The organism is uncultured Oscillibacter sp., from assembly GCF_900546705.1.
GTDB lineage: Bacteria > Bacillota > Clostridia > Oscillospirales > Oscillospiraceae > Oscillibacter.
The window spans coordinates 1-22,194 of the sequence record NZ_URDP01000030.1 but is presented as its reverse complement, the minus strand read 5'-3'; the positions used below and the strand labels follow the sequence as shown (position 1 = coordinate 22,194).

The window sequence follows — 22,194 nt, the reverse complement described above, 5'->3', positions numbered from 1 at the left end:
CTATGGTTAAGATCAGACTGCGCCGCATGGGCGCCAAGAAGGCTCCTTTCTACCGCGTTGTGGTGGCCGATTCCCGCTTCCCCCGCGACGGCCGCTTCATTGAGGAGCTGGGCACTTACAACCCCTGCGTCTCCCCCGCCGAGATCAAGATTGACACCGAGCGCGCTCAGGCCTGGATCAAGTCCGGCGCCCAGCCCACCGACACGGTCAGAGCTCTGCTGAAAAAAGTGGAAGTCCTCTGATCCGGAGGACGGAGCATGAAGGACTTGCTGCTCTACATCGCCAGAAACCTTGTGGATGATCCCGACGCCGTCTCCGTCACGGAGATTCAGGGCGAGCAGGAGCTGACGTTGGAGCTGCGCGTCGCCCCCGACGATATGGGAAAGGTGATCGGCCGTCAGGGCCGCATTGCCAAGGAGATCCGGACGGTGATCCGTTCCTACGCCCAGCGTACCGGCGTGAAGGTTTCCGTGGATATTGTAGACTAATGCGTCTAAGACGCAAAAAAAGAGAGAGGCGCTGGTCGCCCCTCTCTCTTTTTGCCGTCAGGAGTGCCGGTCCAGCAGCCGGATGATCTCCGAAATGCCCAGCAGCACCCCGCCGAACACGGCGGCATTGACCCAGACAGCTCCCATCTGGATGACGGCGTTCAGCCAGCCGGCATAGTCCGCCGTCATCCAGAACACGGCAAGCCCCAGCACGGCGCCGCCGATAAACAGCACCAACGCCATGATGTACAGCAGCCGGCTCACACCGTTTTTCTTCACCGGCTGTACCGGCACCTCCTGCTGGGGTGCAGTCTCCTGATGATCCATCTGCTCCTCGTGTCCCTCCATGCAATTGCTCCTTCCTTTTCGCTTCAGCGTGTTTTCAGAATACCACATCACCGCCCATGGCGCAACCGCCCCCTTGCCTGTCTGGCCAAAAGAGGCTATACTACTTCTATCAACAAAAGGAGGCTTCCCCCATGAAGCTGGATACCATCAAAGTCGGAAAGATCGTGGGTGCCCACGGCATCCGGGGCGAGGTTCGGGTACAGCCCCGGGACGCCGATCCCCATTTTCTCACTGGCTTTTCCACATTTTTGCTGGACGGCCAGTCCGTCCGGCCCACCGCCAACCACGTGCACAAGAATCTTGTGCTGATGAAGCTGCCCGGTGTGGACGACATGAACGCCGCCCTGGCCCTGCGGGACAAGGTGCTCTATATCCGCCGTGCCGATGCCCACCTCCCCGAAGGCGTGTACTTTGACGACGAGCTGCTGGGCCTGGAGGTCTTCAACGCCGATACCGGCGCACGGCTGGGAGAGCTGGTGGCAGTGGAGTCCTACCCCGCCCATAAGGTTTACACCGTCCGGGGCGAACGGGAGTACCTGATCCCCGCGGTGCCAGACGCTTTTATCGTCTCCACGGACCTGGACGCCAACCGGATGGACGTGCATGTATGGGAGGGAATGGCCAGTGATGAACATTGATATTCTCACCCTCTTCCCCGACGCGGTGACCGCCTATACCGGCGTGAGTATCCTGGGCCGGGCCCAGGAGCGGGGCTACATCACCATCCGCGCCCACCAGATCCGAGAGTTTACCACCAACAAGCAGATGCAGGTGGACGACTATCCCTATGGCGGAGGCCGGGGCGCCGTCATGCAGGCGGACCCCCTCTACCGCTGCTGGGCCCATGTGGTGGAGACCTACGGCCCCGGCCGGACCATCTTCCTCTCCCCCTGCGGGCGCACGTTCACCCAGACCGTGGCCCGGGAGCTGAAAGACCGCTACGACCACCTGATTTTGGTGTGCGGCCACTACGAGGGCGTGGACCAGCGGTTTCTGGACGAGTGCGTGGACGAGGAGATCAGCATGGGCGACTTCGTCCTCACCGGTGGTGAGCTGCCCGCCATGGCGGTGGCGGATGCCGTGTGCCGTATGGTGCCCGGCGTACTGCCGGACCCGGAGTGCTTTGAAGAGGAGTCCCACTGGAACGGTCTGCTGGAATATCCCCAGTACTCCCGCCCCGCCGTGTGGCATGACCGGGCGGTGCCGGAGATCCTGCTCTCCGGGGACCACGGGAAAGTGGCCGCTTGGCGGAAAAAGGAGAGCTACAAGCGCACCATGCGCCGCCGTCCGGACCTGTTTGCCCGGTTCGATGAAAGCCAGCTGACCACCAAGGCAGAGCGCAGGATTCTGGCACAGGCCAAGGCGGAGATTGCAGAAGAGGACAAAGACACATCCAATCCCGAACCGCAATAAAAAAGACGGAGCTTACGCTCCGTCTTTTTTTATTGCTCAGTATTCGCCGTTCCAGACGATCTCTTTGTACTTGTCGGGGTCCGTGTCGCCCTCGGTGGAGAACATGAGCACCTGGCTGGACCGGTCCAGCTCCAGATACTCCCGAAGCTCCTTGTACTCCTCGTCCTGCATGATGGAAGAGAGCAGTCCCATGCCCACGGCGCCGGACTCGCCGGAGATGACCCGGGGATCGCCTTTTACCGGTGCGCCCAGCATCCGCATGCCCCGGGCGCTGACCCAGTCTGGGCAGGAGACAAAGGCGGAGACATGGTTACGCAGGATATCCCAGGAGATGATGTTGGGCTCCCCGCAGGCAAGACCCGCCATGATGGTCTGCAGGTCGCCGCCCACATTCCGGGGATCGCCGTCGCCGGCCACCGCGCCCTGGTACAAGCAGTCCGCCGCCCGGGCCTCCATGACCACGAACTTGGGGGGGCACTCGGGGAAGCGGTTGACAAAGTAGCCCACCACGGCGCCGGCCAGGCTGCCCACGCCCGCCTGCACAAACACATGGGTGGGACGGTTCACGCTCACCTGACGCAGCTGGTCGGCAGCCTCGTTGGCCATGGTGCCGTAGCCCTGCATGATCCAGGCGGGGATCTCCTCGTAGCCCTCCCAGGCCGTGTCCTGCACCACCACGCCGTGCTCCGTCTGGGCAGCCTCGGCGGCGGCAATGCGGACGCAGTCGTCGTAGTTCACCTCTTCAATGGTGACCTTGGCGCCCTCCTTGGCAATGTTGTCAAAGCGGGACTGGCTGGAGCCCTTGGGCATGTGCACCACAGCCTTCTGGCCCAGCTTGTTGGCCGCCCAGGCAACGCCGCGGCCATGATTGCCGTCGGTGGCGGTGAAGAACGTGGCCTGGCCGAACTCCTGGCGGAAGGCAGGGCTGGTGAGATAGTCATAGGTCATCTCTCCCACATCCCGGCCCATCTGCTGGGCGATGTAGCGCCCCATGGCAAAGGAGCCGCCCAGCACCTTGAAGGCATTGAGGCCGAAACGGTAGGACTCATCCTTGACGTACACGCCGCCAAGGCCCAGTGTTGCGGCCATGCCGTCCAGCTTGGCCAGGGGCGTGACGGAGTACTGGGGGAAGCTGCGGTGGAAGGCCCGGGCCTTGGCCACGTTTTCCGTGGACATGACGGAAAGCTGCCGATCGGCGCTGGCTGGCATCCGGTTGGCGGCCCATTTGATGATTTCGTTCATGAGCTGACCTCCTAAAAATTTTTAGATGACCAAAATTTTTATTAGTTTTCTGCTTCCATCATATCATAGACCCACGGGAAGTCAAGGACTTTTCCGAGTTTTTCCCTCACAGAACAAAAGGTTTTTTCCCAGAGCAACGCTGCGGGTCTCCTCCCGGCTCCGCCGCCGGATTTCCCGTCTCAAAAAATTGCACAAAATATTCGTATATTTGTTAAATATCAGAATACTCGTTCGGTATCTCCACAAAAAAATGCGGAAATATAACTTTCCAGAAAGCTGTTACCGGTTTGTTACCCTTTGTTCTGATTTCCATATATTGCCGGTTTCTTTTTGCCGTTCAGCGTCGAAAGTGGGGAACATTGCACTTTCTTCTCCCGGAAAACTTGACAAAAGTGGGTCACAGGTGTATACTAGCCCCAGTTTTTCAATCGGTAACAAAAGTTACAAATTGTTTTCTCTCAAAAAAACAACCCAGGGCCCGCCGTTCTTTTCAGGCGGTTGGCCATGCCGAAGCTTTTCAGGAGGTACACTTTGAACAGTCAAAACCGACAGAAAAAACTGCATGATTTCTGGAGACGCCGGGGCTTGTTCGTCACGGGTCTGGCCATGACGTTCTTTGTCAGCTGGGCCGCTATGGGGCACGCCGCCGCCCTCTACATCTTCACCGGTGTGGATGACGCGGCCATCGTGCTGGATGACACCACCGAGCAGACGCCCGACCTCTCTTCCCAGCTGGTCTATGTCTCCACCAGCAGCCAGGGCTACGACGTAACGCTGGCCGCCGATCAGACCGTGACCATTCATCATCAGGGCTCCATCATCTCCGTGCAGTCCCGCAAGGAAACCATCTCCGCTCTGCTGAGCCGGATGCACATCGAGCCGGCGCCCCTGGAGATGGTAGCCGTGGATCTGTCCGGGCCCGGCGTGGAGCTGACGGTGTCCGATTCCCTGACCTACTACGACAAGGTGCGGGAGACTGTGGCCTATGAGACCGTCCGGGTTGCCAATCCCGAGCTGCCCAAGGGCACCGAGCGGGTGGTGCAGACCGGCTCCAACGGCGAGCGCACCGCCATCTACGAGGTCATCTGGTCCGGCGGTGAGCAGGTTGCCCGCCACTTTGTGGAGGAGCTGGACAGCACCGCCGTCAATGAGATCATCGAATACGGCACCGCCGCCACCACCGTTACGGCCAATGACCGTATTTCCAGCGTGAAGAAGAACGCCGACGGCAGCGGCACCCTGGTCTTTTCCTCCGGCGCCACGCTGAACTTCTCTTCCGCCAAATCCATGACCGCCACTGCCTATACCTCCGGGTACGGCGGAGCAGACGGCTGCACCGCCACCGGCACTGCCGTCCGCAAGGGCGTGGTCGCCGTGGATAAGAGCGTGATCCCCCTGGGCACCAAGATGTATATTGTCGCCAGCGACGGCAGCGTGGTCTACGGCATGGCCACCGCTGAAGACACCGGCGTGCGGGGCAACAAGGTGGATCTTTATTACGACACCTATCAGCAATGCATCAACTTCGGACGGCGCAGCTGCACCGTCTATATCCTGGAGTGAGTTTCCTCTCTCCTTTGAAATCATGTAATAACGTTTCTTCCCCGGCACCAAAATGGTGCCGGGGAAGTTTTTTTACAGGGTTTCCAGCAGCGGCGGCAGCTGGGCAAGATCGGTGATGGTGTAGTCCGGGCGGATGTCCTGCCGGGGCGCCGTACCGCCGCGGCTGAACCAGCAGGTGCGGATGCCGGCGTTGCGGCCGCCCCGGATGTCGGAGGTAAGGCTGTCGCCCACCATCAGTGCCGTTTCCCGGGAAAAGTCCGGAATGGTTGCAAAAGCCCGGTCGAAAAACTCCCGCCGGGGCTTGTCGGCTCCCAGCTCCTGGGAGATGAAGATTCCTTTGAACCAGCGGGCCAGGTCCGCGCTTTTCAGGCGGCTGTATTGCACAGAGGCCGCCCCGTTGGAGGCAAGATACAGATCATACCGGGGGAAAAGCGTCTCCAGCAGCTCCGGCGCTCCGGGGATGAACCAGTGCCCCTGGCCCAGATACGTCTCGTACTGCTCGCAGGTCTCCGCCGGGTCCAGTGTCAGACCCAACTCCTCAAAAAGCAGGGCAAACCGCCCCACCAGCACCTGCTCCCGGGTGAGGACGCCATCTTCCAGCAGCTCCCACTGACGGCGGTTGATCTCGTGGTACCGCTCCAGCACCGCCGGCTCCGCCGGGGCTCCCGCCTCCGTCAGCGCCCGGCGCAATGCCGCCGCCTCCGCCCGGTCAAAATCCAGCAGTGTATTGTCCAGGTCGAAAAAAATCGTCTTTACCATAGTCGGCTCCCTTCCTGAGATAGGGTCATTGTATCGCCCCGGGGTAGATTTTGCAACCGCGGCGCCGGGACTTTCCAAGCAGCACTTTTTTTGCTATACTGAATATACTTCTGGAAAGGCGGTAAAGCCATGAACCTTTGTGACTACGATACCATCCGTGCCCTGCTGGGGCGGCACGGGTTCCATTTTTCCAAGTCCATGGGGCAGAATTTCCTCATTGACCCCCAGGTGCCCTACGATATTGCAGCGGCCTCCGGCGCCGACGAACACTGCGGCGTGCTGGAGATCGGCCCGGGCATCGGGCCTCTGACCGCCCAGCTTGCCCAGCGGGCGGGCAAGGTGGTCTCCGTGGAACTGGACGCCTCCCTGCTGCCGGTGCTGGCGGAAACCATGGCCCCCTACCATAACGTGGAGATCGTCCCCGGCGACGTGCTGCGGCTGGACCTTGCCGCCCTGGCAGCGGAGAAATTTCAGGGCCTCACGCCCATGGTGTGCGCCAACCTGCCCTACAACATCACCACCCCCATTCTGGAAAAGCTGGTGGGGACCCCATGCTTTGAGCGCTTCACGGTCATGATCCAAAAGGAGGTGGCCCAGCGTCTGTGTGCGCCGGAGGGCTCCGCCCAGGGCGGGTCCTTTTCGCTGTTCCTGCGCTATTACATGGAGCCGGAATACCTCTTTGATGTGCCCGCCGACCGTTTCCTCCCCCCGCCGAAGGTGACCTCCGCCGTGATCCGGTGCGTCCGCCGCTCCCGCCCCGCCGTGGAGGTGGAGGACGAGGCGTTCTTCTTCAAAGTCATGCGGGGCGCTTTTTTGCTGCGGCGCAAGACCCTCGCCAACAGCCTCGCCGCCGCCCTGCCGGCGTATTCCCGTGCTCAGATTCAGTCCGCCATGGAGCGCTGTGGCCTGCCCCCCACCGTCCGGGGCGAGGCGCTGACGCTCCGCGACTTTGCTTTGCTGGCAAGTGCGCTGAAAGCGGCGACGTAAAGGTTTTCCTTGTTTTCCAATCCCTGGTACAGTATAATATGATTCAAATATCAAATCACAGGAGGAGTGTCCATGTCCACCAAAGCCTATTATTCCAGAGACGAAATCGGCGCGGGGAAGATCGGTTTTTCCAAAACCCGCTCCATCATCGAAGCGCCGTTTTACGGCAACAATGTGATTAAAGTCAACACGCTGCGCCAGGCTTATGAGCTGGCCAAAAACTCCCCCGGCACCGTGGTGACGGATATGCCTGTCTACCGGGGCGAGGAGTTTGGCCTGGAACGCGATGCCAAGGTGCTGCTCTTTAACGACGGCTCCATCACCGGCCGCTATGCTCCCGCCCGGCGCATCGCCGGCAAGGAAGGGGTGGACTGCGCCGCGCTGGACAAGATCCTCATGGACGCTGTGTACGATACCCGGTGGAAAACCCTGTACCACGCAGAGGTCTACATTGGCCTGGACCCGGAGTTCATGGTCAAGGCCCATCTGCTCATTCCCGAGGGAGAGGAAAACATTCTCTATAACTGGATGCTGAACTTCCAGTACCTGTCCGACGAGTACACCCGCATGTATAAGTCCTCCCGCCCCATCGGCGGCGGCATGGAGCCGGATATTTACATCTTCTCCGATCCCCAGTGGGCCGGTGCCCCGGGACAGGAAGCCGTGTGCGATCCCAAGTGCCTGTGCTATTTCAACACCGACTCCAACTGTGCCGCCATTCTGGGCATGCGCTATTTCGGCGAGCACAAGAAGGGCACGCTGACATTGGCCTGGGCCATTGCCAACCGCAACGGCTACGCCTCCTGTCACGGCGGCCAGAAGGAGTACACCCTCGCCGACGGCAGCCACTTCGTCTCTGCCGTGTTCGGCCTCAGCGGCTCCGGCAAGTCCACCCTGACCCACGCCCGCCACGGCGGCAAGTACCCGGACATCAAGGTGCTCCACGACGACTCCTTCATCATCAATACGGATACCTGCGCCTCCATCGCCCTGGAGCCCACCTATTTCGACAAGACCTCCGACTATCCCGTGGACGCGCCGGACAACAAATACCTGGTGACCGTGCAGAACTGCTCCGCCACCATGGACGCGGACGGGAAGATCGTCTGCGTTACCGAGGATATCCGCAACGGCAACGGCCGGGCCATCAAGTCCAAACTGTGGTCCCCCAACCGGGTGGATAAAATCGACGCCCCCGTCAACGCCATCTTCTGGATCATGAAGGACCCCACCATTCCCCCGGTGGTACGCCTCAAGGGCGCCTCCCTGGCCTCCGTCATGGGCGCTACCCTTGCCACCAAGCGCTCCAACGCCGAGCGGCTGAAAGCGGGGGTGGACCCCAATGCCCTGGTGGTGGAGCCCTATGCCAACCCCTTCCGTACCTACCCTCTGGCCAATGACTATGAGAAGTTCAAAAAGCTGGTGGCAGAGAAGCATGTGGCCTGCTACATCATCAACACCGGCGACTTCATGGGCAAGAAGGTGCAGAAGGAGGATACCCTGGGCATTCTGGAGGCCATCGTGGAGGGCCGTGCCAAGTTTGAGCCCTGGGGCCCCTTCTCCGACATCGAGATCCTGCCCTGGGAGGGCTTTGTGCCGGACCTTTCCGACAAGGCGTATGTTGCCCAGCTGAAGGCCCGCATGGCCGACCGCCTGGCCTACGTCCAGGGCCTCGACACCGCCGAGGGCGGCTTCAATGCCCTGCCCGCCGATGCCGCCGAGGCCATCTCCAAGGTGGTGGACCAGGCCAACAGCCTGTAATCTGCGGCATTTCCTTAAAAAGCATAAAAAAGAAGCCTGCCGCCTGGCAGGCTTCTTTTTTAGTCCTTGATCTTCTTCCCGCACTTGGGACAATAGTCGGGGATGCCGCCCCGGGTATCCCACCGGGCGCCGCAGTGTGGGCAGTGGAAAAACAGCAGCGTCTGCACAAGCCCTGCCGCCAGCAGCAGGACGCCTACCCCCCAGCCCAGTACATCATTTCCTGTCAATGCCGTCAAAAGTCCGCCCACGATGATTCCCGCGGCAAACAGCACCCACATGAGGATGTAGCTCTTCCGGTAGTCCATACGGCCCCCTCCTTTCCGGTCCTCAGGCCCGGTCCGGGAATTTCTCGCACAGCTTGTCCAGCTCGCCGGTGAGGGCCTTGAGCTCCGCGGGCGTCATGGACACCTCGATCTCGGCGGTGTCGTCCCCGTCCATGGTGTTGGGCAGGTAGAAAGACACATCCACCAGGAAGTTCTCCCCGCTGGCCTGGGCGGAGAGCTCGAAATAGGGCTCCACAAAGGCGGAGTCGTAGCGGTCCTTGATGCCGGCGCCCAGCACCTTGAGTCCGGCGTTCATCTCCCGCAGCTCGTAGGTCAGAAGGCAGCTGTTGGAGTCCTTGACCACGTTCCCGTCCTCGTTGATCCAGGTGGCCCGCAGCACCAGCCAGTTGCGGTCGTCGCTTTTCGGGTCGCCGCCGTCGGGCGGAAATTCGTAGGCGTACACATCCAGCTGCAAGCTGGCGTCATCGTTTTTGAACAGCATGAAGTTTCTCCTTACTTGTCGTTGTGATGGACAGCGTAAAACGCGTCATAGTCCTCCAGCATCAGCTGCAGCAGCGCCGGGGTGTCCAGCCCGTAGGGGCAGCGGGACTTGCAGGCGTTGCAGTGGATGCACTCTTCGATCTTGTGCATCTTGGCGTGCCACTCGTCGCTCATGTAGGGCTGATAGGGCGAGCGGCGCAGCAGGGCGGACATGCGGGCGGCCTGGGGAATGTCGATGCCGGCGGCGCAGGGCAGGCAGTAGCCGCAGCTGCGGCAGAAGTTGCCCGCCAGCTCCTGGCGGTCCTTGCGGATGACCTCCTCCAGCTCCGGCGTCATGCGGGGGTCCCGCTCCGTCAGCTCCAGCCACTGGTCCAGCTCCCACTCATGCTGGATGCCCCAGATGGGCACCACATTGTCATACTGGCGCATGAAGGCGTAGCAGGCCTCGGCGTTATTGAGCAGGCCGCCGGAGAGGCCCTTCATGGCGATGAAGCCCATATCCGCCTTGCGGCAGCGCTCCACCAGGTCATAGTCCTGATCGGAGGCCAGATAGCAGAAGGGGAACTGAAGGGTTTCGAAGGCACCGGAGTCGATGGCCTCCCGGGCCACGCCCAGCCGGTGGTTCGTAATGCCGATATGGCGGATGTAGCCCTTTTGCTGCATCTCCAGCGCGGCGGCGTAGGGTCCGTCGGGGTCATTGGGGTCCGGTAGCACCGCCGGGTTGTGGAACTGGAAGAGGTCGATGTAGTCCGTCTGCATCCGGCGCAGGCTCTCTTCAATGTGGGCCAGCACGGTCTTTTTGTCCTTGCCGCCGCTCTTGGTGGAGATGATCACGTTCTGCCGCACATCGTGCAGCGCCGCCCCCAGCTTCTCTTCGCTGTCCGTATACATGTTGGCCGTATCGAAATAGTTGATGCCCGCCTCGTAGGCCCGGCGCACCAGCTTGACCGCGTCCTCCTTGGAGATCCGCTGAATGGGCAGCGCGCCGAAGGCGGTCTTGGTCACATACAGCTCCGTGCGGCCCAGTCTGACTTTTTCCATGCTCCTCGTCCTCCTCTTCCGGCGTGGCCGGAGAATTTTTCCACAGATTCTCTGGGGTCTTTTTTTGATTATAGCATACTTCTCCTCGTTTGCAAACGCGCCGGAGGTGTGTTATGATGGCTTTATTACCCCGGCCGCGCATACGGCCATTGGGAGGAGGCCCGCCATGGAAAAGGAACTGCATCTCAAGCTGACCGTCCGGCTCTATTCCGACGACAACCAGCGCTGCTTCGGTCCCGGCATCGCAACGCTGCTGCATCAGGTGGAATCGTGCCGCTCGCTGCGCTCTGCCGCCGCCTCCATGGGCATGGCCTACTCCAAGGCCTGGCGCATCATCCGCACGGCGGAGGCCGTCTTCGGCTGCAAGCTGCTCTCCTCCACCATCGGCGGCAGCCACGGCGGCGGCGCCGTGCTGACGGAGGAGGCCGTGGTGCTCCTGCGCGCCTACGACCGCTACTGCGCCGATGTGGAAGCTTACAGCCAGGCCAAATTCCACGAAATCTTCGGTCCTTTTCTCCCGGAACACAACCAATAAAAAAACGGCGGACTGTTTTGAACAGTCCGCCGTTTCGTATTTCCGGTCACTTTTCCGGCTGCTGGGTGGGATCGATCTCCGTGGGGCTGGGGATGGGGTGCTCCTTGTGGGCCACCATAGTCTGGATCAGCTCCACCGTGCCGCCCAGGCCCAGATAGCTGCTGTCGATGCAGAAATCGTAGGTGTCCACAGCGCCCCACTTCTGGGAGGAGTAGTACTCGTAGTAGGAGGCACGGCGCTTGTCAGTCTTGATGATGAGCTGACGGGCCTTCTCCGGCGTAATATTCTGCCGCTTGGCAACCCGCTGAATCCGCACGTCCATGGGCGCATGGATGAAAATGCTCAGGTGGTTGGGATCATCCGCCAGCGCATAGTCCGCGCAGCGGCCGATGATGACGCAGGGGCCCTGAGCCGCCAGATGGCGGATGGTATCAAACGTAGCCAGGTACACCTGCTGCTCCAGGGAGTCACCTGCGCCGGTGCCGGGCAGGGCGAACATATAGGAGTCCATGGCAATGGAGTAGAGCAGGCTCTTGGGCCGCTCGTCAAAGTTTTCAAAGATCTTCTCGCAAAGGCCGCTCTTCTTGGCTGCCTCCTGCAGCAGCTCCTTATCGTAAAACGGAATCCCCAGTTCCTTTGCGACGCGGATTCCGACCTCCTTGCCGCCGCTGCCGAACTGCCGTCCAATGGTAATGATGGTCTTCATAAAATTGCCCCCTTTTTGCTTTTATAGGCCACAGGCGGAACGGGGCCGCCCCGGTCCCGACCATCAGGCAGGGCATCCGCGCCTCTTGTGGTTGTAATAATTATATCACAGGCTCGCTTCAGCGTCAAACGAAAGGAAAAACATGGATGACAGCGGTACAAATCCGTGTTAAAATGACACCATATTTCCGGCAAAGGAGCAATGCGCAATGACACAATTGGAAAACGCCCTTCACTATCTGGATCAGTATCACGAAGAGATGCTGTTTTTGTGGGAAACCCTGGTGAAAATGGAGTCCCCCAGCGCGGACCCCGCAGCCATCGACCTGCTGGCAAGCCATCTGGACACCTATTGCCGCGCTCTGGGCATGGAGACGGAAAAGCTCCGCCCCGAGGGTGCGGGTTCCTGCCTGGCAGCATGGACCGCTCCCCAGGCGCTGCCGCCCGTGCTGCTGCTGGGGCATATGGACACCGTCCACCCCGTGGGCAGCTTCCCCGGCGGCCCCTGGCGGGTGGAGGGAGACAGCGTGTACGGCCCCGGCGTCCATGACTGCAAAGGCGGATTGGTGATCGCCCTGTACGTGATCCGCGCGTTGCAGCACGCCGGCTATGACCGCCGCCAGCTCAAGCTGGTAGCCGTCAGCGACGAGGAGACCGGTCACTCCCTCTCCCGCATGCGCTCGGTGGACTTCCTCCAGTCCCACGCCCGGGGCTGCGGCGCCGCCTTCACCTTTGAAAGCGGCCTGCCCGACGGCACTCTGGTCACCCGCCGCAAGGGCGGCGGCGTGCTCCGTCTGGATGTGGAGGGCATCGCCAGCCACTGCGGCACCGCCCCGGAAAAGGGTGCCAGCGCCATCCGGGAGGCCGCCCGGAAAGTGGTGGCCATCGAGGACCTGACCGACTTCGACCATGTCACCTTCAATTGCGGCAAGATCGCCGGCGGCACCAGCGTCAACACCATTCCCGCCGCCTGCGGCGTGGACATCTGCATCCGCTTCCACTCCAACCAGGAGCGGGACGCGGCCATGGAGCAGGTCCGGGCCATCTGCGCCAAGGTGGAGACGCCGAATACCCGCTGTACGCTGGGCCCCTTCATGGGCTTCCCCGCCATGGAGGAACTGCCCCGCACGGCAGAGCTGGTAAAGGTTTACGGCGACGCCAGCGAGTCTCTGGGTCTGGGCCGTCCCGGCACCATCGGCACCGCCGGCTGCTCTGACAGCGCCTTTACCACCTCCATGGGCATTCCCACCCTCTGCGCCGTGGGCGTTCTGGGTGAGGGGCAGCACTCCCCCCACGAGCACGCGTCCATCTCCTCCCTGCTCTCCCAGGCCAAGCGCCTGACGGCGGCCATTCTGACTCTGCCGGACAGCTTTTAAGGAGATGACGGCCATGCTGGAAACTGCTTTTTCCTATTTGGACGGCTGCCGGGAGGAGATGCTGCGGCTGTGGGAGACCGTCGTGCGGCTGGAAACGCCCAGTGCCCAGGCAGAGGCCGTGGACAAGCTGGCAAGCCACCTGGACACTTACTGCAACGCCCTGGGTATGGAGACTGAGAAGTTCCAGCCCCAGGGTGCGGGCACATGCCTGGCCGCCCGGACAGCTCCCGGCGAACTGCCGCCGGTGCTGCTGCTGGGCCACCTGGACACGGTCCACCCCATCGGCAGCTTCCCCGGCGGCCCCTGGCGCATGGAGGGAGACACCGTCTACGGTCCCGGCGTCCACGACTGCAAAGGCGGTCTGGTGATTGCCCTGTACGTAATCCGCGCCCTGCTGCACGCCGGCTACAGCCGCCGTCAGCTGCGGCTGGTGCTGCTCAGCGACGAGGAATCCGCCCACACCCTCTCCCAGCGGCAGACTGTGGCTTTCCTGCAGCGTCAGGCGCTGGGCTGCGGCGCCGCCTTCACTTTTGAAAGCGGTCTGCCCGGCGGGGAGCTTATCACCGGCCGAAAGGGCGGCGGCATTTTACGCCTGACGGTCACCGGTATTGCCAGCCACGCCGGCACTGCCCCGGAAAAAGGCGCCAGCGCCGTGCTGGAGGCAGCCAAAAAAATCGTGGCCATTCAGGCGCTGTCCGACCCCAGCCGCGTCACCTACAACTGCGGCATCATCCACGGCGGCACCAGCGCCAACGTGGTACCCGACCACTGCGAGGTCTCCGTGGCCATTCGCTTCCGGACCAACCAGGGCTGTCAGGAGGCACTGGATACACTGCACGCCCTGTGCAGTCAGGTGGAAACCCCGGGCACCGTCTGCACCCTGGGTCCCCTGGTGGGCTTCCCCGCCATGGAGGAGCTGCCCAAGACCGCTGCTCTGGCCGGGATCTATCAAGACGCCAGTGCGGCGCTGGGTCTGGGACGCCCGGGGACAGCATACAGCGCCGGCTGCTCCGACAGCGCCTATACCACCTCCATGGGCATCCCCACTCTCTGCGCCGTGGGAATTCTGGGCGAGGGACAGCACTCCCCCCACGAGCATGCTTTTGCCGCATCGCTGCTGCCCCAGGCAAAACGCCTGGCCGCCGCCATTCTGGCTTTGCCGGACGAATTCTGAACACATATCACATATATATTATATATGTATAGAGCGAACTGCGAAGGCACCCCAAGTGCCTTCGCAGTTCGCTTCTTTTTCCCCCGGCAAAGCGTCGCCGGGAATTGCCTCTTTACTTTTCAATCGTCGGCGGGTCCTCGTAGAAGGGTTTGAAGCTGGGGTCCACCTGACCGATGCCCATGTAACGGGCCTTGTAGTCCTTCACCAGTTTGAAATACACCCCGCTCATGGCAATGACGCAGATAATATTCAGCGTGGTGGGTACCGCGCAGAAAAAGTCAGTGATCTTCCACACAAAGCCTGTGGGCAATCCATTTTGCACCGTGTAGAATACCGTAATCAGGCTGGGCAGAGGATAGATGACCCGGAAAAACGTCAGGATCTTGTGCTTGAGCGCCACATTGCCTTTAAGTGCGTGCCGCAGCAGCACATCGTAGTACATGAACCAGCCTGTCTGCGTAGTGATGCCGAAGAGCAGGATGGCAATGCCCACAAATTTTGCACCAAACGAGCCGAATACCGTGGCAAAGGCGGAAACGGAAAGGGCCGCGCCCTCGGTTCCGGAGCTCCACACACCGCTGAGGATAATGGCAAGGGACATGATGGTGCACACCACCATAGTGTCCACGAACACCTCAAACATACCCCACAGGCCCTGGCGGACAGGATGCTCCACCTTTGCCTGGGAGTGCACCATGGTGGAAGAGCCCTGACCGGCCTCATTGCTGAACACGGACCGGGAGATGCCGTTCTGGATGGCCGCGGAGGCAGCTGCGCCGGAGAATCCGCCCACAGCAGCCGTACCGGTAAAGGCCCCCTCAAAAATCAGCTTCAGCGCCGCCGGCAGGCTGCGGATGTTGATCAGCACCACGCCCAGACCGGCTGCCACAAACAGTACAATCATCACGGGGACGATCTTGCCGGCGAACTCCACCACGCGCTTGCCGCCGCCCCAGACAATAATCCACACCACGATGCTGTACACCACGGCAAAACCCAGAATGGGGACGGGGAACGCGGCAGTAAAGCCCTCTGCAATGGTATAGCCCTGTACGCCGGAGAAGAAGTTGCAGGCAAAGCCTACGCCAAAGACTGCGGCCAGTACCGACGCAACCTTGGAGATCTTTTTGGGGAGAAGGTTGCCGATGCCCTTTTGGATATAGTAGGTGGGGCCGCCGTAGGGCTGACCGTTTTCATCATAGCTGCGGTAGTAGCACGCCAGGGAAACCTCCGCGCTCTTGAGCGCCATGCCCAGCAGCGCTGCAACCCAAAGCCAAAACAGCGCACCCGGTCCGCCCACGGCAATCGCGGTAGCCACGCCGCCGATGTTGCCCACACCCACGGCACCGCCGATGGCTGTGGCGATGGCATTGAAGGCGCTCACATGTCCCGAGCCGGCGTCATGCTCGGACTTGTCAAACAGAGAGCCCAGGGTCTTTTTCATGAAATAGCCGAAGTGCCGGAACTGAAAGAGCCCTGTGCCCAGCGTGAATAGTGCGCCCGATCCAAGTACCAGCACAATGAGCGGCGTCCCCCACAAGAAGCCGACTGCCGCGTCCAGGAAATTTGATATCGCAGTTGCCATAATTGCCTCCCTTCACCCTAAAGATCGTCCCCGGAGGGACCAATTACTTCATTTTCGCAAACGCCTGCTCGAAGTCCGCAATCAGATCCCGCACGTCCTCGCAACCGACAGACAGGCGGATCAGGTTGTCATAGGGCTTCTTGGGATAGATCAGCGTCACCACATCACCCAGGCTGGTGGCAATGGGCGGAATCTGCACATTGTCCGCAAACTTGGCCATTTCCTCGTAGCCGCCCTTGAGATGGAAGCACAGCATGCCGCCGAAGTTGTCGCCCACAAACAGCTTCTTGGCCAGCTCATGCTGCTTGTGGCTCTCCAGGCCCGGATACAGCACGAACTCCACCTCAGGTCTGGCCTCCAGCCACTTGGCCAGCGTCATGGCGTTCTGGGACTGCTTGGTCAGCCGCAGCGGCAGCGTGCGGACACCCCGCAGAGCCAGCCAGGAGTCGAAGGGGCTGATATGCGTGCCCAGGTTGTCGTTGTAGTAGCGGATCCGGTCCATATCCGCCTTCTTGCCGGCCACGATGCCGCACAATGCGTCGCCATGTCCCACATAGTACTTGGTGCCGGAGTGGAGCACGATATCCGTGCCGTGATCCAGGGGCCGCATGATGAACGGAGACAGGAAGGTGTTATCCACGATGAACTTGCAGCCGTGCTCATGGGCCAGGGCAGCGATGGCCGGCAGATCTGCCAGCTTCAGCAGCGGGTTGGACAGTGCCTCCAGGTAGATGACCTTGGTGTTGGGCTTCATGGCCTTTCTGATGTTGTCCAGGTCCAGAATCTCCACCCGGTCCGTTTCAATTCCCTTGGAGGGCAGGATATCCTCAAACAGGCTGGCCGTGCACACGAACGTGTCGTCGGAGCAGATCACGTGGTCGCCTGCGTTCAGCTGGGTCAGCAGCGCCAGGCTCACGGCGGCCATGCCGCAGGAGACCACGCAGGCGTCCTCCGCGTTCTCCAGAGAAGCTGCTTTCTCCTCCATGGCGGAGGTGGTGGGGTTGGTGGTGCGGCTGTAAATGCGGCAGCCCGGCTTCCAGGCCATGGCATCGCCGATCATCCGGTCATATTCGTCCGTGCCGCTGTAGGCATATGTAGTCGTCTCGTAGATGGGCGTATTCAGCGCATGGGTCACGGGATCAGGGCCTTCCCCGTACTTGATCGCCCGGGTGGCAAATTCCATGGAACCGTAATCGACCTTGTTCTTATCCATTGAAAAATTCCTCCTTAGACGTGCTGGACTCTGTGATTTTTCCCAGATATCCGCTGTTGAAATTCAGCCGCCGGAACGCGGCTTCCAAGTATGGTTCAAATCATAATGCACAAAAAAACAGTTGTAAAACTGATTTATTCGGTGTATACTACAGCAAAATTTCTGTGACAGGGGGCCTAACCATGAATTTTCTGACCACGGAGTACTTTCGGGCGGTGGCGGCAAAGCGCAACATTACCAAGGCAGCCGAGGAACTGCATATCACCCAGCAGACCCTCAGCGCCCACATTGCATCACTGGAAAAAGAGCTCGCCTGTCAGCTGATTATCCGCAGCAATCCCCTGGAACTGACCTACGCCGGGGAGGTATTTTTGCGTCATGCCACCTCCATCTACGAAAACTGGCAGTCCATGTGGAACGAGTTCAACGACCTGACCCACAACCAACGGGGAAAACTTCTGGTCGGTGTTGATTATGCGAAAAGCCGCACCATTATGCCGGGCATCATCCACGCCTTTCAGGAGCAATACCCGAATATCGAAGTGCGGCTGGTGGAAAACGGCAACAAGCTGCTGCAGACCAGCCTTGTCAACAAGGACATCGATCTTGCCGTGGGCCGGATCTTCGACTCCCTGCCAAACACGGAAATTCTGGACTTTTACAACGACGAAACCGTCATGCTGGTCCCGGTGCAATACGCCCCGGAAAATACCGAAAAAAACGTACATCTTACCGATTTGAGCCAGTTTAGCCGCTGCCCGTTCGTACTGGGCGGCGGCCATGACATTTCCAGCGAAATCGGCAGGGGACTGATCGAAAAAGCCGGTTTTCAGCCTGTTGTGAAAGCCCGCAGCAACAACCTGGATACACTGGTGGAATTCTCCTCCCGGGGGATCGGCATCTGCTTTTGTCCCAAAAGCCTGGTGCGCGCCACACTCAGCCGCAGTCAGCTGCGGCGGGTCCGGGTGTATTTCACCGGCGCTTCCTACCCCATCCGCTTTGCCTACCGGAAGGAGTCGTACCAGTGGAAGATCATCTCCGAGTTTATCCGCATCGCCTTGGCGGAAAAGGAAAAGCTGCGCCTGTAAGCCCCGGTTCCCCCCAAATTTTTGTGTAAAAAAAGCGGACGTCGAAAACGGCGTCCGCTTTGATCTGCCCAGAGATCGAAATTGATAAATATGCAAATTTATCAGATAAATATTTTATTACAGCAAACCCTGGATCAGGATGACCAGAATCAGAATGGGCAGGATGAACTGGAAGTACGGCTTGAACATCCGGGACATTTTCAGCCCCGTTCCGGTATTGGCCTCCTCCAGATACTTGTCAAATCCCCAGCCCCACTTGCTGACGCAGAACAGCAGATACACCAAAGAGCCCAGCGGCAGCAGCAGGTTGCTCACCAGGAAGTCCTCGATATCCAGAATCTGTCCGCCGCCGGGTGCGTTGGGCAGAACCAGGGAGAAGTACCACTGGTTGTAGCCCAGCACGCAGGGCATGCTGGCCACCAGAATGAACACGCAGCATACCACCGTGGCCTTTTTCCGGGTCCAGCCGAAGGTGTCGATGCAGCTGGCCATGATGTTTTCAAACACGGCCAGCACAGTGGTGAAGCTGGCAAACGTCATGAACAGGAAGAACAGCGCGCCCCAGATACGGCCACCGGCCATGTTGATGAACACCCGGGGCAGCGTCATGAAAATCAGGGCCGGGCCGCTGTTGGCCTCCACCCCGAAAGAAAAGCAGGCGGGGAAAATAATCAGGCCGGACATGAGCGCCACAAACGTATCCAGGCAGCAGATCCGCACGGACTCACCGGTCAGGGAGTTGTCCCGGGACATATAGCTGCCGAAGATCTCCATGGCGGCAATGCCCAGGCTCAGGGTAAAGAAGGACTGATTCATGGCGGCAGTCATCACATTGCCGATGCCCTGTTCCGCAGCCCGCTGGAAATCCGGCAGCAGGTAGAACTTCACGCCCTCGGCGGCGCCGGGCAGCATCAGGCTGTGCACCGCCAACACCACGATCAGCGCCAGCAGCGCCAGCATCATCCACTTGCTGATCCGCTCCAGGCCCTTTTGCAGACCGAAAGAGCACACCAGGAAACCCGCCAGCACGATAATGACCATAAACACCGTCATCTCGCCGGGATTTGCCAGCATCTCGTTGAATACGCCGTCCACTGCCTCGATGGTCATGCCATTGAATGCGCCGGTGGCGAATTTATAGAAATAGTCCAGCATCCAGCCGGCCACCGTGGTATAGTACATCATCAAAAGGCAGCAGCCGATCACACAGAACCAGCCGTGGACGTGCCACTTGCTGCCCTTGGGCTCCAGGGCCTTGTATCCCAGCACGGCGCTCTTGCGGCTGGCACGCCCAACCGCCAGCTCCATGGTCAGGACCGGCACGCCCATGATGACCAAAAACAGCAGGTAAAAGAGCACAAACACACCGCCGCCGTTTTCCCCTGTCACATAGGGGAATTTCCACACATTTCCGATGCCGATGGCGCAGCCGGCGCTCACCAGCAAGAATCCCAGACGGGATTGGAAGTTTTCTCGCTTCACGCTTCTCTCTCCTCGTTTTTTTGTAATTTCGGCCCAATTTCCCCATGGCCGTAATAAAATATATGGTAGCTGTACACACCGCAAAAGTCAACTTTTTTTTGCAGCTTTCCCCGTCCTTTCTTGCAGTTCACCGGGATATTTGCTATATTGGTGAAAATTGAAAGGAGTGTGCTGCAATGGATGTTTTGGTTGTGGTGGATATGCAGAACGATTTTGTCTCCGGCGCCCTGGGGACACCGGAGGCCTGTGACATTGTGCCCTATGTGGTCGGACGCGTGGTGGACGGTCTGAACCGGGGAGAGCGGATTTTCTTCACCCGGGACACCCACGGTCCGGATTATGCCCAGACCCAGGAGGGCCGGAAACTGCCGGTGCCCCACTGCATCCGGGGAACCGAGGGGTGGGAGATCATTCCCCAGCTTCAGGAGTACGCCGACCATCCTGTCGACAAGCCCACCTTCGGCAGCACCGCCCTGGGCCAACTGCTTAAGGCCCAAAACGAGGACCTGCTCCGTCAGGGAAAGCACGGCGTGGAAAAAGTGACGCTGATCGGCGTGTGCACGGATATCTGCGTACTGTCCAACGCCCTGCTCATTAAGGCGTTTTTGCCGGAGGCGGAGATCGTGGTGGACTCCGGCTGCTGTGCCGGCGTCACTCCCCAGGCCCACCGGACTGCGCTGGCAGCCATGAGCGCCTGCCAGATCACCGTAACCGGGCAGTGAGCATCGTTCGTCCGCAGCATAAAAACATGTGTATTTGCACCGACAAGGTTCCATTCGTTTGTCCAAACTTGGACAATTTCCCAAATTTGCAAGTCCGATTTATAATTCCTGCAAAAAACATCTATGCAGCGGGAAGAAAGTATGGTATATTGTGGTGCAAGAAACTTCCGGCCGCGGCCGGAGCGCAGGAGGTCTTCAGCCAATGATCCAGCTCAGTAAAAACGGCACCTTTTTCCACGACGGCGCGCCCTGCCCCACCGCGCCTGTCTCCACGGAAGAAGGGCGGCGCCAGACCATGGCCTGGCACATCCTTCAGTCGCACAATACATCCGGTGACCCTGGGGCTCTAAGGATTCGCTTTGATGCTCTCGTCTCTCACGACATTACTTACGTGGGCATTATCCAGCAGGCCCGCGCCTCCGGCATGCGGAGCTTTCCCGTGCCCTACGCCCTGACCAACTGCCACAACAGCCTGTGCGCCGTGGGCGGCACCATCAATGAAGACGACCATGTGTTCGGCCTGTCCGCCGCGAAGAAATACGGCGGTATCTATGTCCCCGCCAACCAGAGCGTCATCCACTCTTATGCAAGAGAGCAGCTGGCAGGCTGCGGAAAAATGATCTTAGGCTCCGACTCCCACACCCGCTACGGCGCCCTGGGCACCATGGCCGTGGGCGAGGGCGGTCCGGAGCTTTGCAAACAGCTTTTGAAGAACACCTGGGACATTCCCTATCCCGAAGTAGTGCTGGTGTATCTGACCGGCGCCCCCCGCCGGGGTGTGGGGCCCCATGACGTGGCGCTGGCCCTGGTCAAAGCCACCTTTGCCGACGGCTTTGTCAATAACCGGGTGCTGGAATTCGCCGGTCCCGGCATCGCCGCGCTGCCCATGGACTACCGCAACGGCATCGACGTAATGACCACGGAGACCACGTGCCTGAGTTCCATCTGGCAGACGGACGAGGTCACCCGGGATTACCTGGCCCTCCATGGCCGTCAGGCGGAACACCAGCCTCTCCAGCCGGGTCCCTGGGCCTACTATGACCGCATGGTTTCCATCGCCCTGGACGAGATCGAGCCCATGATCGCCCTGCCCTTCCACCCCTCCAATGCCTACACCATCCGGGAGTTCCTGGACAACGCGGAGGACATTCTCTCCGCCGTGGAGTCCGACGCCCGGGCCCGCTATCCCAAGGCCAACATTCACCTGCTGGACAAGTGCCATGACGGCGGCGTGTGGGCCGACCAGGGCGTCATCGCCGGCTGCGCCGGCGGCCTCTTCGACAACATCACCGAGGCGGCGGACATCCTCCGGGGCGGCAGCTGCGGCAGCGGCTACTTCGCCCTGGACGTGTACCCCACCAGCGTGCCCGTGAGCCTGGAGCTGACCCGCACCGGCGTCACCGCCGACCTGTTGGAAACCGGCGCCATCATCAAACCCAGCTTCTGCGGCCCCTGCTTCGGTGCCGGAGACGTGCCTGCCAACAACGGCCTGAGCCTGCGCCACACCACCCGCAACTTCCCCAACCGGGAGGGCTCCAAGCCCGCCGAGGGACAGTTTGCCGGCGTGTGCCTCATGGATGCCCGCTCCATCGCCGCCACCGCCCGCAGCGGCGGCCGCATCACCCCCGCCACGGAGGTGGACTACGAGCCCCATCCCCTGCCTTATCACTTTGACGGAGGCGTCTATGCCCGCCGGGTCTACAACGGCTACGGCCATCCCCAGCCGGACACGGAGCTGATCCTGGGGCCCAACATCACCGACTGGCCCGCCATGCCGCCTCTGGGCGAGCATCTGCTGGTGGAGCTGGCGGCAGTGCTCCGGGACGAGGTGACCACCACCGACGAGCTGATTCCCTCCGGCGAGACCTCCTCCTACCGCTCCAATCCCCTGCACCTGGCGGAGTTCACCCTCTCCCGCCGGGAGCCGGCCTATGTGGGCCGGGCCAAG

General features: G+C 60.6%; 23 protein-coding genes. 13 read left to right on the top strand and 10 right to left on the bottom strand.

All coding sequences use genetic code 11. The features are described 5' to 3' along the window. The first annotated feature begins 2 nt into the window (after window positions 1–2). Both rpsP and QZS13_RS07320 read left to right on the top strand, forming a co-directional pair. Window positions 3–242, top strand: a complete 240-nt coding sequence (gene rpsP / locus QZS13_RS07325) for a 30S ribosomal protein S16 (protein WP_295587440.1) — start codon at window positions 3–5, stop codon at window positions 240–242. Window positions 243–257: 15 nt separating this feature from the next. Beyond that, a complete protein-coding gene (locus QZS13_RS07320) occupies window positions 258–488 on the top strand; it encodes a KH domain-containing protein (protein WP_295587438.1) in 231 nt (76 codons plus the stop codon). A gap of 57 nt (window positions 489–545) precedes the next feature. Here the strand turns inward: QZS13_RS07320 and QZS13_RS07315 are convergent, their stop codons facing one another. Then, the gene (locus QZS13_RS07315; RefSeq protein ID WP_295587436.1) at window positions 546–836 is read right to left on the bottom strand and encodes a hypothetical protein; all 291 of its coding nucleotides are present in this window, start codon (window positions 834–836) and stop codon (window positions 546–548) included. Between the two features lie 131 nt (window positions 837–967). Between QZS13_RS07315 and rimM the strand changes: the two genes are divergently transcribed. Further along, entirely contained in the window at window positions 968–1,474 is a 507-nt protein-coding gene (rimM, locus tag QZS13_RS07310) for a ribosome maturation factor RimM (RefSeq protein WP_295587434.1), read from the top strand. Beyond that, window positions 1,464–2,249: a tRNA (guanosine(37)-N1)-methyltransferase TrmD gene (gene trmD / locus QZS13_RS07305; protein WP_295587442.1), complete on the top strand. Its 786-nt coding sequence runs from the start codon at window positions 1,464–1,466 to the stop codon at window positions 2,247–2,249. Before rimM ends, trmD begins: the two co-directional genes overlap by 11 nt. Before the next feature lie 36 nt (window positions 2,250–2,285). On the opposite strand, the gene dpaL is transcribed toward trmD, so the two are convergent. Next, window positions 2,286–3,491, bottom strand: coding sequence for a diaminopropionate ammonia-lyase (gene dpaL, locus QZS13_RS07300; RefSeq protein WP_295587432.1), 1,206 nt, complete (start codon window positions 3,489–3,491; stop codon window positions 2,286–2,288). A gap of 531 nt (window positions 3,492–4,022) precedes the next feature. Between dpaL and QZS13_RS07295 the strand changes: the two genes are divergently transcribed. Beyond that, a complete protein-coding gene (locus tag QZS13_RS07295; protein ID WP_295587430.1) occupies window positions 4,023–5,054 on the top strand; it encodes a G5 and 3D domain-containing protein in 1,032 nt (343 codons plus the stop codon). A 72-nt stretch (window positions 5,055–5,126) separates the two neighbouring features. On the opposite strand, the gene QZS13_RS07290 is transcribed toward QZS13_RS07295, so the two are convergent. Beyond that, on the bottom strand, window positions 5,127–5,813 hold the full coding sequence (locus QZS13_RS07290; RefSeq protein WP_295587428.1) for a YjjG family noncanonical pyrimidine nucleotidase: 687 nt from the start codon (window positions 5,811–5,813) through the stop codon (window positions 5,127–5,129). 129 nt (window positions 5,814–5,942) lie between these two features. Between QZS13_RS07290 and rsmA the strand changes: the two genes are divergently transcribed. Beyond that, window positions 5,943–6,800 carry a 16S rRNA (adenine(1518)-N(6)/adenine(1519)-N(6))-dimethyltransferase RsmA gene (gene rsmA, locus QZS13_RS07285; RefSeq protein ID WP_295587426.1) on the top strand — a complete coding sequence of 286 codons (858 nt, stop codon included), beginning with the start codon at window positions 5,943–5,945 and terminating at the stop codon, window positions 6,798–6,800. Window positions 6,801–6,872: 72 nt separating this feature from the next. Continuing rightward, window positions 6,873–8,561: a phosphoenolpyruvate carboxykinase (ATP) gene (locus QZS13_RS07280; RefSeq protein ID WP_295587423.1), complete on the top strand. Its 1,689-nt coding sequence runs from the start codon at window positions 6,873–6,875 to the stop codon at window positions 8,559–8,561. A 59-nt stretch (window positions 8,562–8,620) separates the two neighbouring features. Here QZS13_RS07280 and QZS13_RS07275 read toward each other — a convergent pair whose 3' ends face one another. From QZS13_RS07275 to QZS13_RS07265, 3 genes are read right to left on the bottom strand one after another with little or no spacing between them, the layout of a single operon-like run. Continuing rightward, complete coding sequence (locus QZS13_RS07275) at window positions 8,621–8,866, bottom strand: hypothetical protein (RefSeq protein ID WP_295587421.1); 246 nt, start codon at window positions 8,864–8,866, stop codon at window positions 8,621–8,623. 22 nt (window positions 8,867–8,888) lie between these two features. Further along, window positions 8,889–9,326: a hypothetical protein gene (locus tag QZS13_RS07270; protein ID WP_295587419.1), complete on the bottom strand. Its 438-nt coding sequence runs from the start codon at window positions 9,324–9,326 to the stop codon at window positions 8,889–8,891. Window positions 9,327–9,337: 11 nt separating this feature from the next. Continuing rightward, a complete protein-coding gene (locus tag QZS13_RS07265) occupies window positions 9,338–10,366 on the bottom strand; it encodes an aldo/keto reductase (RefSeq protein ID WP_295587417.1) in 1,029 nt (342 codons plus the stop codon). A gap of 166 nt (window positions 10,367–10,532) precedes the next feature. On the opposite strand from QZS13_RS07265, the gene QZS13_RS07260 reads away from it, so the two are divergent. Then, window positions 10,533–10,901 (top strand): winged helix-turn-helix domain-containing protein, encoded by a 369-nt coding sequence (locus QZS13_RS07260; protein WP_295587414.1) that lies wholly within the window; start codon window positions 10,533–10,535, stop codon window positions 10,899–10,901. Between the two features lie 46 nt (window positions 10,902–10,947). On the opposite strand, the gene QZS13_RS07255 is transcribed toward QZS13_RS07260, so the two are convergent. Then, window positions 10,948–11,607: an AAA family ATPase gene (locus tag QZS13_RS07255; protein ID WP_295587412.1), complete on the bottom strand. Its 660-nt coding sequence runs from the start codon at window positions 11,605–11,607 to the stop codon at window positions 10,948–10,950. Window positions 11,608–11,815: 208 nt separating this feature from the next. Between QZS13_RS07255 and QZS13_RS07250 the strand changes: the two genes are divergently transcribed. After that, window positions 11,816–12,982 (top strand): M20 family metallopeptidase, encoded by a 1,167-nt coding sequence (locus QZS13_RS07250; RefSeq protein WP_295587409.1) that lies wholly within the window; start codon window positions 11,816–11,818, stop codon window positions 12,980–12,982. A gap of 13 nt (window positions 12,983–12,995) precedes the next feature. Next, window positions 12,996–14,156, top strand: coding sequence for a M20/M25/M40 family metallo-hydrolase (locus QZS13_RS07245; RefSeq protein ID WP_295587407.1), 1,161 nt, complete (start codon window positions 12,996–12,998; stop codon window positions 14,154–14,156). Between the two features lie 112 nt (window positions 14,157–14,268). Here QZS13_RS07245 and QZS13_RS07240 read toward each other — a convergent pair whose 3' ends face one another. Both QZS13_RS07240 and QZS13_RS07235 read right to left on the bottom strand, forming a co-directional pair. After that, window positions 14,269–15,741 (bottom strand): sodium:alanine symporter family protein, encoded by a 1,473-nt coding sequence (locus QZS13_RS07240; protein WP_295587405.1) that lies wholly within the window; start codon window positions 15,739–15,741, stop codon window positions 14,269–14,271. Window positions 15,742–15,784: 43 nt separating this feature from the next. Continuing rightward, on the bottom strand, window positions 15,785–16,954 hold the full coding sequence (locus QZS13_RS07235) for a PLP-dependent aspartate aminotransferase family protein (protein ID WP_295587403.1): 1,170 nt from the start codon (window positions 16,952–16,954) through the stop codon (window positions 15,785–15,787). A gap of 182 nt (window positions 16,955–17,136) precedes the next feature. Here QZS13_RS07235 and QZS13_RS07230 point away from each other — a divergent pair, with 182 nt between their 5' ends. Beyond that, window positions 17,137–18,042 (top strand): LysR family transcriptional regulator, encoded by a 906-nt coding sequence (locus QZS13_RS07230; protein ID WP_295587401.1) that lies wholly within the window; start codon window positions 17,137–17,139, stop codon window positions 18,040–18,042. A 117-nt stretch (window positions 18,043–18,159) separates the two neighbouring features. On the opposite strand, the gene QZS13_RS07225 is transcribed toward QZS13_RS07230, so the two are convergent. After that, entirely contained in the window at window positions 18,160–19,524 is a 1,365-nt protein-coding gene (locus QZS13_RS07225) for a sodium-dependent transporter (protein ID WP_295587399.1), read from the bottom strand. Window positions 19,525–19,700: 176 nt separating this feature from the next. Here QZS13_RS07225 and QZS13_RS07220 point away from each other — a divergent pair, with 176 nt between their 5' ends. Further along, window positions 19,701–20,246 carry a cysteine hydrolase family protein gene (locus QZS13_RS07220; protein WP_295587397.1) on the top strand — a complete coding sequence of 182 codons (546 nt, stop codon included), beginning with the start codon at window positions 19,701–19,703 and terminating at the stop codon, window positions 20,244–20,246. Between the two features lie 202 nt (window positions 20,247–20,448). After that, a partial coding sequence (locus tag QZS13_RS07215; RefSeq protein ID WP_295587395.1) for a hydratase occupies window positions 20,449–22,194 on the top strand: 1,746 nt, incomplete at its 3' end.